Source organism: Leifsonia sp. 71-9, from assembly GCF_001898805.1.
Taxonomy (GTDB): domain Bacteria; phylum Actinomycetota; class Actinomycetes; order Actinomycetales; family Microbacteriaceae; genus Leifsonia.
This window is the reverse complement of record NZ_MKVJ01000012.1, coordinates 37,397-49,639: the sequence shown is the minus strand read 5'-3', so window position 1 is coordinate 49,639 and position 12,243 is coordinate 37,397. Positions and strand designations below refer to the sequence as shown.

Genomic DNA, 12,243 nt, shown 5'->3' with positions numbered 1-12,243 from the left:
GCCGAATGGTGGAAGTACGACGAGGCGGTGATCCGTCTCGAAGCGCTCTGGCGCTCCTGGGAGTTCCTGCGCCGCGATCCCTCGACCGGTATGAGTGTGTGGTGGCGTGACCACGCTGACACGCACATGGCGGTGCTGATGGACCCGCAGGGGCCGTTCGCGCCGGCCGACGCGATGGCCGCGGAGAACCAATGCAGCAAGGGTGACCCGCTGCCCTACAAGCGACCACCGGAAGGGCTGTTCCCCGACGTCCGCGAAGCGACCGCCGACTAGGGGTGTTGCCGCCTCGGCCGGTCACCCAATAATTGACCCACCGTCGATCCCCCAGCGACGGGGCACGAAGAAGGGCCGCGCTCCCTCAGCGCGGCCCTTCTCCCTGTCCGGTGTCCGGTTCAGCGGCTCTGTTCGTTGCGCTGCACCTGGACCCCGCGGCCGCGCGCCTTGCGCGCCTTCGGTGCCTTGGCCGGACCGCCAGCGGCCACAGCGGCGGTGGCCGGCTTCGCCTGGCTGACGTCTGCGCGCATCCGGGTCGCGATGACCTCCTGATCGATGCCCTTGCTCTCCAACTCCGCCGCGGTGGACGCGCGCCGTTCGGAGCTGTCGTAGGTGGCCGCGCTGTCCTCTCGGGCAGCGCCGGCGCTCACGGTGCGCTCGTCCGCGTCGGCCTGAGCTCGAGTACGCTCCTCCGGGTCGGGCTCGTACTCGGCCGCGGCGCGCTCCTGCTCCGCCAGGCGGTCCTGCTGGTCCGCCTGGGTGAGGAGCTGCTGTGCCTCGACGTTCTCGACCGCAGAGCGCTGTCGTTCCGCGTCGGCCTGCGCACGCTCCTGTTCGGCGCGCTCCACGGCAGTACGGACCGCGGCCGCGTCGGCGCCCGTGTCGGCCGGGTCGACGCCGTAGCGGGTGCGCAGCTCCTCGCGCATCCTCTCCTCGGCGCGGGCGGCCTCCGGGTCGTCCTGCGCCCACGCGCGGGTGGTCTGGTACGTGCGGCCGATCTGCTCGGGCGTCGATCGCTCCCACCAGTCCGACCGGTAGACGTCGGCGTACTCGGTGCGTGCCGTGCGCTGCTCGGCCTCGAACCGTGTCCGCAGCTCGCGCGCCTCACGCTCGCTCGCGGCCTGGGCTCGCCGCAGCGCGTCCTCCCGTGCTCGGGCGATGCGCTCGCCCACCTGTCCCGCAGCGGTCACCAGCACACGGAGCTGTCCCTCGAACGCCTCCGCGATCCCGTCGCTCTCCTCGGCCATGATCGGCCCCCCTTCCTATTCCTGCCCGCCGCGTTGCGACGTGACTTTGTTGTGCGACTTCACATGCAGCCCCAAGGCCTTGATGGCTGCTTCGATCGACCCGTGCTCCGCGATCACGCGAGAGAAGATCACAGCGTTTAGGCGCGCGTCCTCGGCGGCATCGAAGGAGGTTGCCTTGTTACCGACACCGAGCCCGACGTGGAGCGACCACCGGCGGGACGCCGTGGTGGGGTCTACGAGCCCGTACCGCACCACCTGCGCATCCAGCGTGTTTCCCCCGGCTGTGAATGCCTCGATCGACAGCTCCAGGTCGGTATCGGTGCCCGGCACTCCCCACTCTTGTGGGGTTAGGTGTCGTATCGCTTCCATGCCATCCAACCAACGCAAATTTGGCTGTTGGATAGCGGCAAGGTCAAGGAGCCGGCGTAGTTGCGCGCGATCGAATCGCGCGCCGTATGCGGCCGTGTAACCCTCGCGTAGCCGCGGCTCCAACGTCGACCAGACCTCGCGCAGCGACGGCGGTCGAGCCCTCGTGTGCTCCGGCATGAAGCTTTCGCTCATGTCGACGAGCTCCGCGAGCTCGTCAGGAGTGAACGCGCCGTGCAGCGGCGGCTCCACCTGATCGCTCTTGCGGGCCATCCATACCTTCCACGCCTCGACGCGCTGAGCGGCGCACCAGTCGTCCCACGAGTAACCAATGTCTGGTCGCATGAAGCGGTGCAGCTGGACTGCACCGACGCCGGCTGCGTCAACCTCGGCCAGGCCGATGAAGCCTACGGGCTGGTCAATTCCGCCTGGCTCGATGTCGATAGAAACGACCGTGGCACTCATCGCTCTGTCCCGTCCCGTCCCGGACGTGGTGCCGGCCGGCGAGCTGGTGAGTCATCGGGTCGCAGCTCCCGCGGGACGGGCGAGCCTGGCGTGCCGCTCCGGCCGGCGTTCAGCCGGTCGAGCATGGCACGAGTCTCAGCGTCGAGCGCGGGAGCCTCTGTCGCCACGCTGCCCTGCTCCTCGACTACGGCAGCCTGGCCGACGCTACGGGCTGGCGGAGTCGGCAACGCTGCGTGTACACGCTCCAATCGGTCGCGCGCATCCGCTAGAGCGGTACGCGCGTAGCGGTCCTGACGTGCGGCCTCCGCCACCTTCATGACGGCAACGGTGAGTGTCAGCATCTCTCGCACAAGAGCCGCTTCACCGACAGTGCCTTGCCCTCCGCGTACCGCGCTTGCCAGGAACAGCGCAGCCCCGGAAATAGCGATCGTTCCCGCCTTCGCCGGAGGCGGGGTGCGTCGATACGTCTGCGCCGATCGAGACAACGCCTCAGCGGCCGCAGCGATATCACCTGGCGTCTCCTCCACGGCGTTCGACCATGCAGCGAGAGCGCCAGCGGTCTGCCGTGCCACCGTGGCCCACGTCTCGCGATCGTCAAGCGGAACGCGCGCCAGCTCGTCGACAGTACGCGCCAGTCGCTCGCTGTGTCGCAGTGCTTGATCGTTCGTCGGCTCCAGCCGTTCGCGACCAGGTGCCACAACTCGCCGGCCACGCTTGGCCGCGTTCCATTCGGCCACCGCCGCGGTAGCGCCTTGCGGGGTGTCCTCCCACCCGTCGCGCAGCCGCGGCAGCGTGAGGTCGCGGCCAAGGTGGCCGCCGCCGTACCAGATCGGACGTTCCCCGGCCGTGGGTCGTTCGGCCACCGAGTAGCCGGTCACGACGTCAGTACGCCCGTCAGCGTAGCGAGGGCGTACGAGCAACCCTTCACGCCGCATCCGGCGCACGAACTCGGCTTCACTCCGACTAGCGCCAGCACACCCTCGGACCTTCAACGCCAGCAGGTAGCGGGGCTGATCGGTGCGCAGCTCGGCGCTGATCCGAGCCTGCCGATCGGGGCCGGTCAGATGTTCCCAGCGTAGGGCGTCATCGCCCAACTGCGGGCGGGTGCGTTCGTACTTCGCGCGTGCTCGCGACCGTGCCTGAGCCTCCCGCTCGGCCGGGTCGTACCCGCGTGTGGAGCGCTCTGCGCGCACCGATTCCAGCTGCTCCAATCCGTACTTCACTTCAAGCGCTCGGGCCGCGACCTGGGCGCGGTGGAAGTCGTTGTGGATCGATGCCTTGGTGCCGTCCTCGCGAACCAGGTTCACAGCGATGTGGATGTGGTCGTTGCCGTTCGAGGACACACCGTGACGGACGGCAACCCACCGGCACGGCGCCTTCGTCCCCTCGTTGTCGTCGAACTCCATCGCCGCGATGAAGTCGTTGGCGATCGCGCCCCACTGCTCGTCCGCGAGCTGCCCTTCGTCGGCGCGCAGCGACAGCGAGCAGTGCCACACGTGACCGCCCGGAACCTCGACACCGAACACAGCCCGCGGCTTGTCCAAGTGACGCGCGATCGACAGCGCCGCGTCGCGTCCGAGCTCCGCGTCGTCGTGCCACGCCATCAGCGCCGGATCGCCCGCGACCAGGTGCGGTTCGGTGTGCTCGTTCGACCGGCCCGGGCCGGTGAGGTACGTCATCAGTCCCGACATGCGATCGCCGCGGACGACGTTCGGCATCACGACGCTGCACCGCTCAGCTCGTCGACGAATGCGTCGATCCGATCGGCCACCTCGCGGACCTTCCGCAGCGTCGCCACCATCTCAGCCTGCACGTCGCCAGTCGCGTTCGTCGCCTTCGCCATCTGGTTCACGTTATTCGCAATCGTGGCCAGCAGCCGGTGCGTGGAGAACATTTGCGCAATGACCTCATGCCGCACCGACGCATTCGACGCGGCGGCCGCAGCTCCTCCAGCGAGAGCGGAATCCACAAGCAGCTTGGGCACGCTCACCTTGTACTGCAAGGCGAGCGCGAGGAGCTGCCCCTCTTCCTCCGGAGTGACGCGGACGACATGACGGTGCCGGCGACCGCCCTCGACGCGACGGCGGCGTGCCTGGCGGCGCGGCTCCTGCTCCCCCGCGGTGTCAGAAACGGCCATGCCGTCACCTCCTCTCGGCCCAGCGCAGCGACCCCGCCTAACGCGGGGACCACACGTCCAGTGTGCCGCATCCTCGACCTTGTGTCGAGGATCAAGCCCGATCCGGTTACCGGATCGTATAGCTTGCTCCGTCCCTCCGTCCGGGACTCCAATCGCATTTGCTAACATCGTCAGACGGGAGTGGTCGCGGCTTCGCCGCGGCTGCTTGTCAGTGTGTCGATGGGCGTCGACGAGAGGCGCTCAGCTCCGTACCATTAGTGCATGGCTACGCAACTGACACCAGAGGAAGCAATCGAGCGCGCGCGACGTCTACAGGACGACCGGCTCAACGCCGTTCGCAGCGTCGCGGAGGCGCGCCAGGCGCTCGTCGATGTGCGCGAGCAGACCGACCGCGAGCTGAGCGAGCTGCAAGCGAGGATCGCGGAGCGGATCGCCAACGCAGAGCGCGACGACGTGCGCGCCTACTCCGCCGCAGTGAGCGCCGGATGGACCGCGGAGGAGCTTCGCAAGATCGGGTTCTCCGAGCCCGACAAGAAGGCTCGCACCCGGCGACGCGCAACGCGCAAGCCAGCGAACCGACCCGTCTCCGAGGCGGCCACCGAACCAGCGCAGGAGACGTCCTCGCAGGGTTGACCACGCACTCACGAAAGGCCCCACGTTCCGCTCTGCGGCGTGGGGCCTTTCGCATGCCCCCGCGCTGCGGGGGTTGCACTCCGCTACGAGGCCGTCAAGGGCGCTACGCGTCCCTTCGGGAGAGCCCTACGGGCTCCCCTTGACCGCCTCTCCACTGCGTGCAAGTCGGCCAGTGTTCCGTTGAAAGCAGCCAGCTCGTCGCAAGCGCCGAACTGCCAACTTTCAATCGGACACACAACAACCGGAAGGCCGAACGATGAACAGGGAAACCGAGCAGATCGAGAACATCGGAGGGTACGCCGTACCCGTCGACCCGATGGACGAGATGGGATGCGACTCGTGCCAGTGAACGACGACCAGAAGCGGCCCACGATGCTCACACCCAAGGCCCTCGCCGCGCAGCTCGGCGTCGACGTCGAGCACCTGCGCCGCCTACGGGATCAGGGCATCGGGCCGGCCTACATCCGCATCACTCCCCGCACCGTCCGATACCTCAGCTCAGAGGTCGCAGAGTGGCTGAACGACGAGCAGTGAACAGCTCCGATTTGGGGGATTTTGGGCTAGGGGATGAATTGCTCGGGCAGGCTGAACATGCGATCTAGAAGCGGCTCTAAATGCGCGATTGCAGCTCGGTGCTGTTCCTCCGTGAACTCCTCGATCAGAGGCGGGTCGTCGTCCGTCCAGCCGGTGGCTTCTGCCGCGATCGTCAGATCCCATCGGTTCCACCGCAACCGTCCTTGTTCGCGTAGTTGCTCCTGGAACTGTCCCTCGATTCCGAGCGGTCGGAACCGGTTGGCGTCGTTGGGCGACAGAGCCCCGCGCACCTGGTCGATCGCGAGGGTGTATCCGGCGATGAAGGCTGTTACCCGGTCGAACCGGATCGGCAATCCCAGGAACATGCCAGGTCGCTTGATGAACGCGCCCGCCATGATGAGCTGTGATGGGGCGCTCGCCTGGTGTTCACTCATCGTCCATACCTCCTTCAGGCCGACGGCTGGCTCTGGTCGTGCTTCGCAAGCGCGCGCGCGACGGATGACTTGCCGACGCCGAGCACGGCCGCGATCTGTGCGATGCTGTCGCCCTGCTCACGCATCCGCGCGGCCGCGGCGGTCCGTTCCGCTGTCATCACCGAGGGTCGGCCTCCCACGCGACCCTCAGCGCGCGCGTGAGCCAGGCCCCGTACGGTGTTCTCCCGGATCGTGTCGACGCGGAGCTGCGCGAACACGGCAACGATGCCGAACAGGGCTCGGCCCATCGGGGTTGTCGTGTCGATGTCCGGCTCGGTGAGGCTCTTGATGTTCACGCCCCGCTCGTGCAGGTCCGTGATCGTCTCGATGGCCATCTTCTCGCTGCCCGCGAGGCGATCGAGCCGGCGCACCAGCAGTGTGTCGCCGGGGCGCAGGTAGTCCAGGCATGCGAGCCACTGCGGGCGGTCTTTCACACGGCTGGACTCGCCGTGGTCGACGAACACCCGCCCGGCGCCTGCCGCGCGCAGCTCGGCCTCCTGGGCTGCCGGGTTCTGGTCATGACGCGACACCCGCGCGTATCCGACAACGTTGCTCATCGCCCCATCCCTCGATCCATGCCATACCGAGCTCCGGACGTGTGGGGGGCACTCCCGCGCTCCTGGATGCCGCCTGCCGGCGGCGTTCTCCGCGTGGCTTCAGTAGCGGGTTGCGGAAAACTCGCGTGTAGCGCCGAGCTGACGCCCGCCGTGCTCGACAGGGACGGGCTCTGCCGTGGAGCTTCGGAGCTCATGAGCCTGGCACCGAGATAATCGGCCAGCGGCTTGGTGTTGCCGACGACGGCGCGCAGCCGAGCGGTGCGCAGCTCGTCCACGTTGACGCGCCGCCAGTCGATCGGGTGCCCGGCTCGCTCAGCGAGCACGGTGACGTAGAGGCTTTGGCTGCGCGTGTTCCCGTCACGGTAGGGATGGATGGCCGAAAGGTCCCCCCAACGGTCTGCGAGCCGCGCAGCGAACGTGTCGGCGTCCAGCCCCGTCAGGTAGTCCTCGCGGTCGAGCTGGTCGAACAGGCGAGTGAGGTTGGGCTCGATGTACTCGGGACGGCAGTACGCGATCCCGACCCCGGTCGCTTGCACGTCGACGTCGCGGAGCTTACCGGCGATGCCAGGCACGATGCGCTCGAACAGCCGCGTATGGATGCGGCGCAGGTAGTCGTAGTCCAACCGATCCGGCGTCGGCTCGGTGCGCAGCTCCGCCATTGCGACAGAGGCATAGTCGTTCATCGCGGCATCGAGCCGGGCGGCGTTGCGTATCCCCTTCGAGTTGACGAGCACTCCCCCGCTGTCGGGGTAGGTGTACTTGTCGTCCTCACTCACCCTTGGGCGTACTTCGCGTCCAGCTCGACGTACGCCTCAGCAGCGGTCACACGACCGTCGAGGATGCGACGAGCGCGATCAAGCGCTTCGTGATCCGGGAAGTGACCGGCAAGCTGCTGAGCCTTCTCAATCATCGACAGCTCGCCATCAACGTCGACAGTCGGTTGAATCGTCGCGGTGCTGCGGGCCATGCTGGCTCCTCTCGCCTGTTCCGTCCATTCTATCACTTATCCCGAAAACGTTATAGGCGGCATTTCGGGTCAAATTGGTTTCGGGACTGAGTTTCGGGACGGGATTTCTCGGCTGTGACTTTGGTCGCTGTGTGGCGGTTTTCTGGCGGTTCTTGGTGGCGGCTTGGTTGTGAGTCGCGGCGCTAAATGGCGGCTTTCTGGCAGCGCTATTTGGCGCGGTCGCGTTGGAGTTCTCGGTAGATCGTCGCGCGGGAGACGCGCAGCAGTTCGGCGAGCTCGCTCTGGGTGTGAGTGCCGGCGGCGTGGAGGGCGAGTAAGTGCTTGCGCTGGGCTGACGAGAGTTTCGGCTTCTTACCTTTCAGTCTGCCGTTGGCGCGGGCAACGGCCATTCCTTCGCGGGTTCGCATGCGGATGAGGTCGGCTTCGAATTCGGCGACCATGCCGAGGACGTTGAACAGGAGCCGGCCTACCGGGTCGGTGGGGTCGTAGATGCTGCCGCCGAGGCTGAGCGTGACGCCTTTGCGGGTGAGTTCTGCTGCGATGTCGCGTGCGTCCGGTAGGGAGCGGGCGAGCCGGTCGAGTTTGGTGACCACGAGGGTGTCACCGGAGCGCACCGCTGCCAGTGCCGCGCGCAGCCCGGGCCGCTCTCGGTTGGTGCCGGTCAGCCCGTGGTCGACGTGGATGTTCTCGACATCGACGCCGAGCGCCCTGAGCGCGTCGCGTTGCGCGGTGAGGTCTTGTTCGGCGGTGGAGACGCGGCCGTATCCGATCAGCATGAGAACAGTGTTGCAGTTAGCGTCCCATCAGCGGGCATTTCATCGGGCGGGTCTAACGGGCATTGACCTTCGCCCGCACTCCCGCGTGATGACGCGGTTCACACACGCAGGCCCCAGCAGTCGAGGACTGTGCGCTGGTCGACCGCCTATCGGACACGCGATTGCAACTCGTCCGCGTCGTTTGGCGACAGCTGATCATCTTCGTCGTCGCACTGTCGGCCGTGGTCGCCGGGTGGGAGGCGATCGACCGGTTCGTCCATCCGCGCCCGGTGGAGAACGCGTGGTGGCTGATCGCCGCCGGTCTGGTCGGCTTCGCCGGCAACGAGCTTGTCGCAATCTACCGAACCGCGTTGGCCGGAAGATCGGCTCCGCGGCGCTCGTCGCCGACGGTGTGCACGCGCGACTGGATGGCATCACCTCGCTGTCGGTTGTGCTCGGCGCAATCGGCGTCCTTCTCGGGTTTCCGATCGCCGACCCGATCATCGGCCTCCTCATTGCGATCTCGATCCTGATCCTGCTGGGGGGGACCGCGAAGTCCGTCGGGGCGCGCCTGATGGATGCTGTCGACCCGGGTCTGATCGACCGCGTCGAGCGCAGCTTGACGCACACGAAGGGCGTGACCGGTATCCGGAGCGTCAAGCTGCGCTGGGTCGGCCACCGGCTCCTCGGCTCGGCAGTCATCACGACGAACGCCGAAAACCTCCGCGACGCCACGCACGTGGCAGAGCACGCGACCGAACACGTCCGCGGCGAGCTGCGCAACCTCGACGAGTTCGTCGTCACCCCCATCGCCGCCGATCGCTGATCAAACCGTGCGCCTTGAGAGGCGGACTTCCGGCGGATACGCAAGGCCACGACGGGACCACTCACGGCTCCTGGTCAATAGAGTGCCGTCTTGAGCAGGATCACCAGAATGCCGAGTAGAGCGCTGATCAGCGCTGCGGTTATGCAGGCCCACCATGGTCGAGCGCGAAGCCAGAGGACGAGGTAGCCCAGCAGAGCAAGCATGACGACGGCGACCCAGAGTGCGATCGATATGCCGGTGTCGGTCGTCATCACACCGAAGGCCGCGAGCAGCAGGGGAATGGATGGGACGACGGCTGCCTCCAACATGCCGCTGGATTCCTTCAGCGCTTGTCTGATCGAATCTCTTATCCGGTCTCGGAGATGGTCGGCATGCCCGTGGGAACCGAGCGCAGTCGAATAGACGTGAGCGACCCAGAACACGACGACGCTGACGACGGCGAAGATGAGCACTTGCCATGCCGAGCTTGATTCCTTGAGACCGATCGAAGTCGCAGCGACGACGCTCGCATAGACGATCGTGCCGTAGATCGCAGCGGGGGTACCGATGTGCCCCAATAACGTACGGCGTGCGTCGTCGGTCGGCGCGTGCGAGGGTGGGCTCAGTGAGCCCCGACCGGTCATGGTTCACATCATCCGTTTGCCGGTCCGCGGTGGCAAGAGGAGCCGCTGCGCCGACGAAGTGCGACCGATGGGCTCTGAGAGGGGCCTCTCACAGTTGAACTGGGTACGCTGAGCCGAGCAAATGGAGGTAGAGGTGAGTAGAACGCTGCGCGTGGTGCACATCTTCCTACTCGTCCTTGTCGCCGCGGTGATCGCCGGCGTCGGCTTCGGCCACTCTTCCGATGCAGCACACGCAGCCGTGGGCACGTCTTGGTCACAGCCAGTGAGTGTCGGCGACACGGATTCCAATCACAGCGATTCCGAATTCTGCGCGGCGTTGTGCGCCACGGCGGGCGCTGCGACCCCGATTCATGATTCGTTGGTCGTGGTCGAAGTCCGATTCAGGACCGAGCGGCCGACGCCGGCTGCTGTGGCCATTCCGCAACGAGAGTCGCCCGCGCCGCCTTCACTGTTGGGACTGCTGGGCATACTTCGAATCTGATCACCGTCCGTTCCGGGATTTTGCACGCGCACGCCCTGCTCGGCGAGCCGTGTGTTCGACGGTTTGTGAAGGTGAAGATGGACGACTTTTGGACCAATGCTCTGTGGTCTCTGACACCAACGGTGTTGGTGGGACTCGTTTTCTGGTTCGTGCTGCGATCAATATTTCGCGCTGATCGGCGTGAACGTGAAGCGTACGCGCGCGAGGAGAAGCGGCAGCGCGCGCAACGCGTGTCGGCAGCCGGTTCCGCGCAGGCCGGTGAGCAGGATCCGTCGTGACCGGGGCAACGTCGACGCGATCCGCCCCAACGCGAGGTGCGATCGCTGCGCTTGCCGCTCTCGCCATTACAGCGTTGTCTGCTGCGCTGGTGCTGGCATTGCTCACCGTCCAGCCGGATGGGTCGATCTTCAATCCGGGGCCGGCGGTGACGTATGGGTTGCCGGCTGTGAAAGTGGTCGTCGATCTGGCGGCTGCGGCCACGATCGGTGTGCTCGTCGTTGCAGCTTTCTGCGTACCGGTCGGATTACGGTCGTGGAACCGGCTCCTGGACGCGGCGCCCTGGTGTTCCGCCTGCTGGCTGGTCGCCAGCTGCATTGCTGCGGTCATGACCTCGATCAGCTTGACGGGGCCGGTTGAGGCGAACATGCTCGGTCCTAGCCTTGCTCAGTTCTTCACACAGATCGCGGTCGGCCAAGGGTGGTTCGCCACAATCCTGATGACTGCGACGATCAGTGTTGTGGCGTTCGCGGCCCGTGGGCAGGCAGGCGTGGCCGCGGCTGCCATCTTGGCTTTCGCTGCGCTGGTTCCACTCGCGCTCCAGGGGCACGCCGCCGGGGCTGGAAATCACGTCACGGCGACGGTTGCGCTGTGGCTGCACGTCGCGGGAGCGGCGGTGTGGGTTGGTGGTCTGGCCGCGGTGGTCTATGTCGCGACCGTTGATGGGCGCACATTTGTTGCGTTGGTGCGTCGCTATTCAGCGATCGCACTGGCGGGGTTGTGCGCGGTGACCATTTCCGGGTTGGCAGGCGCACTCGTTCGTCTGAGCGATCCAGCACAGCTCCTGACCACGGACTACGGTCGGCTCCTGTCCGTGAAGGTGGTCGCCCTCCTCCTTCTGGTGGCGTTCGGATGGGCGCAACGAACCTACGTGATTCGACGGTTCGGTTCCATGGATGCGCCTGCGCTGCGGCGCCGGCTCGCCTTTGGCTCCCTCGCTCTCTGGGAGCTTGTGGTTATGGGCGTCGCGATGGGGACAGGAGCAACGCTCTCTCGGACAGAGACTCCGGGTGGTCAGATCCTGTTGGCGACGAAGGCTGAGCAGCTCACTGGTGACCGGTTACCGTTGGCACCGGGCATCGCCCGGCTCATGGACGCGTGGGTGTTCGACGCCGCAGCGGTGCTCGTTGTAGTCCTCGGCTTTGGGTCCTACCTCTACGGCGCGATCGCGGCACGTCGAAGCGGCAGCTGGCCCCGATCGCGGATGGTCGCCGCGATCGGGTGTGCCGTGGTCATCGTGTTCGCGTTCTGTTCGCTTCCCGGGGCTTATGCAACGTTCTCGTTTGCGGCGTACACGACTCTGCTTCTGCTCGGTGGTGTGCTTTCGGCAATTCTGGTTGTCGCAGCGCAGCCGATTCGCTTGCTTCAGACGGTCGTGAGACTTCGGGGGGACGGCAGCCTCGGTACGCGCGAATGGACGAGCTGGGTACTAGGAAGTCGAGCGATGGCAGTGCCGCTCCGGACGCCGTGGCTGTCGGCTTGTGCTCTGGTTGTGCTGCTCGGCACCGTGTTTCTATCGCCGTGGCTGGGTTGGGCGGTGCAGGACCCGGTGGGCCGGACCCTCACGACAGTCCTGGTGTTCGGGGTGACGACGCTGTTCGCTGCGTCACTGTTGCGCACGCTCGGCGAAGGACAGCGCCTGTTGGCGCAGGCGGTGGGGATCGCCATGGCGGTGGTCCTGGCAGTGGGCTTGCTCGCGGTCGTGGTCGCTTTCGTCCCCGGAGGTATCCTCCCTGCGTGGTACGGGGTGACCTTGCCCGCGTTGGGCGTGACTCCCGCGCTCGATCAGCTCATCGCGGCCGTGCTGCTCTGGGCGATCGCCGCCATTGCTGTGTTCGTGCTGCTGCTGGTTTTGGGTCAGCGGGTGGTCGAGGCTCGGCCGGAGTCTCCAAGACCGGAGCGAGCCTGA

The 12,243-nt window shown here is 66.6% G+C and carries 17 protein-coding genes; 7 read left to right on the top strand and 10 right to left on the bottom strand.

The features are described from left to right. The coding region (locus tag BGO91_RS06415; protein WP_290471970.1) for a DUF4913 domain-containing protein at positions 1 to 273 on the top strand (273 nt) is incomplete at its 5' end. A 119-nt stretch (positions 274 to 392) separates the two neighbouring features. Here the strand turns inward: BGO91_RS06415 and BGO91_RS06410 are convergent. From BGO91_RS06410 to BGO91_RS06395, 4 genes are read right to left on the bottom strand one after another with little or no spacing between them, the layout of a single operon-like run. Then, positions 393 to 1,241, bottom strand: coding sequence for a hypothetical protein (locus tag BGO91_RS06410; protein WP_021762747.1), 849 nt, complete (start codon positions 1,239 to 1,241; stop codon positions 393 to 395). Between the two features lie 15 nt (positions 1,242 to 1,256). Continuing rightward, positions 1,257 to 2,072 carry a hypothetical protein gene (locus BGO91_RS06405; protein ID WP_021762748.1) on the bottom strand — a complete coding sequence of 272 codons (816 nt, stop codon included), beginning with the start codon at positions 2,070 to 2,072 and terminating at the stop codon, positions 1,257 to 1,259. Next, positions 2,069 to 3,793 carry a relaxase/mobilization nuclease domain-containing protein gene (locus BGO91_RS06400; protein ID WP_290471969.1) on the bottom strand — a complete coding sequence of 575 codons (1,725 nt, stop codon included), beginning with the start codon at positions 3,791 to 3,793 and terminating at the stop codon, positions 2,069 to 2,071. Before BGO91_RS06400 ends, BGO91_RS06405 begins: the two co-directional genes overlap by 4 nt. Then, entirely contained in the window at positions 3,790 to 4,209 is a 420-nt protein-coding gene (locus BGO91_RS06395) for a MobC family plasmid mobilization relaxosome protein (protein ID WP_021762750.1), read from the bottom strand. The genes BGO91_RS06400 and BGO91_RS06395 overlap by 4 nt, the downstream gene beginning before the upstream one ends. A 261-nt stretch (positions 4,210 to 4,470) precedes the next feature. Between BGO91_RS06395 and BGO91_RS06390 the strand changes: the two genes are divergently transcribed. After that, positions 4,471 to 4,842 carry a hypothetical protein gene (locus tag BGO91_RS06390; RefSeq protein WP_021762751.1) on the top strand — a complete coding sequence of 124 codons (372 nt, stop codon included), beginning with the start codon at positions 4,471 to 4,473 and terminating at the stop codon, positions 4,840 to 4,842. Between the two features lie 330 nt (positions 4,843 to 5,172). After that, a complete protein-coding gene (locus tag BGO91_RS06385) occupies positions 5,173 to 5,376 on the top strand; it encodes a helix-turn-helix domain-containing protein (RefSeq protein WP_115698368.1) in 204 nt (67 codons plus the stop codon). Between the two features lie 26 nt (positions 5,377 to 5,402). On the opposite strand, the gene BGO91_RS06380 is transcribed toward BGO91_RS06385, so the two are convergent. The 5 genes from BGO91_RS06380 to BGO91_RS06360 all read right to left on the bottom strand — a co-directional run bounded on the left by BGO91_RS06380 (position 5,403) and on the right by BGO91_RS06360 (position 8,149). Further along, positions 5,403 to 5,810 carry a hypothetical protein gene (locus tag BGO91_RS06380; RefSeq protein WP_021762753.1) on the bottom strand — a complete coding sequence of 136 codons (408 nt, stop codon included), beginning with the start codon at positions 5,808 to 5,810 and terminating at the stop codon, positions 5,403 to 5,405. Positions 5,811 to 5,824: 14 nt separating this feature from the next. After that, a complete protein-coding gene (locus BGO91_RS06375) occupies positions 5,825 to 6,406 on the bottom strand; it encodes a recombinase family protein (protein WP_021762754.1) in 582 nt (193 codons plus the stop codon). Continuing rightward, on the bottom strand, positions 6,403 to 7,182 hold the full coding sequence (locus BGO91_RS06370) for a Fic family protein (protein ID WP_021762755.1): 780 nt from the start codon (positions 7,180 to 7,182) through the stop codon (positions 6,403 to 6,405). Before BGO91_RS06370 ends, BGO91_RS06375 begins: the two co-directional genes overlap by 4 nt. Beyond that, positions 7,179 to 7,373, bottom strand: a complete 195-nt coding sequence (locus BGO91_RS06365; protein ID WP_039921998.1) for a hypothetical protein — start codon at positions 7,371 to 7,373, stop codon at positions 7,179 to 7,181. The genes BGO91_RS06370 and BGO91_RS06365 overlap by 4 nt, the downstream gene beginning before the upstream one ends. Before the next feature lie 206 nt (positions 7,374 to 7,579). Then, on the bottom strand, positions 7,580 to 8,149 hold the full coding sequence (locus tag BGO91_RS06360) for a recombinase family protein (RefSeq protein ID WP_021762757.1): 570 nt from the start codon (positions 8,147 to 8,149) through the stop codon (positions 7,580 to 7,582). A 283-nt stretch (positions 8,150 to 8,432) separates the two neighbouring features. Between BGO91_RS06360 and BGO91_RS06355 the strand changes: the two genes are divergently transcribed. Beyond that, on the top strand, positions 8,433 to 8,954 hold the full coding sequence (locus BGO91_RS06355) for a cation transporter (RefSeq protein ID WP_308458017.1): 522 nt from the start codon (positions 8,433 to 8,435) through the stop codon (positions 8,952 to 8,954). A 74-nt stretch (positions 8,955 to 9,028) separates the two neighbouring features. Here the strand turns inward: BGO91_RS06355 and BGO91_RS06350 are convergent, their stop codons facing one another. After that, positions 9,029 to 9,577, bottom strand: coding sequence for a hypothetical protein (locus BGO91_RS06350; protein WP_039922000.1), 549 nt, complete (start codon positions 9,575 to 9,577; stop codon positions 9,029 to 9,031). Positions 9,578 to 9,728: 151 nt separating this feature from the next. Here BGO91_RS06350 and BGO91_RS06345 point away from each other — a divergent pair, with 151 nt between their 5' ends. The 3 genes from BGO91_RS06345 to BGO91_RS06335 all read left to right on the top strand — a co-directional run bounded on the left by BGO91_RS06345 (position 9,729) and on the right by BGO91_RS06335 (position 12,243). After that, positions 9,729 to 10,058: a hypothetical protein gene (locus BGO91_RS06345; RefSeq protein ID WP_021762760.1), complete on the top strand. Its 330-nt coding sequence runs from the start codon at positions 9,729 to 9,731 to the stop codon at positions 10,056 to 10,058. 77 nt (positions 10,059 to 10,135) lie between these two features. Next, positions 10,136 to 10,336 (top strand): hypothetical protein, encoded by a 201-nt coding sequence (locus BGO91_RS06340; protein ID WP_081703938.1) that lies wholly within the window; start codon positions 10,136 to 10,138, stop codon positions 10,334 to 10,336. After that, positions 10,333 to 12,243, top strand: coding sequence for a cytochrome c oxidase assembly protein (locus BGO91_RS06335; RefSeq protein ID WP_081703939.1), 1,911 nt, complete (start codon positions 10,333 to 10,335; stop codon positions 12,241 to 12,243). The genes BGO91_RS06340 and BGO91_RS06335 overlap by 4 nt, the downstream gene beginning before the upstream one ends.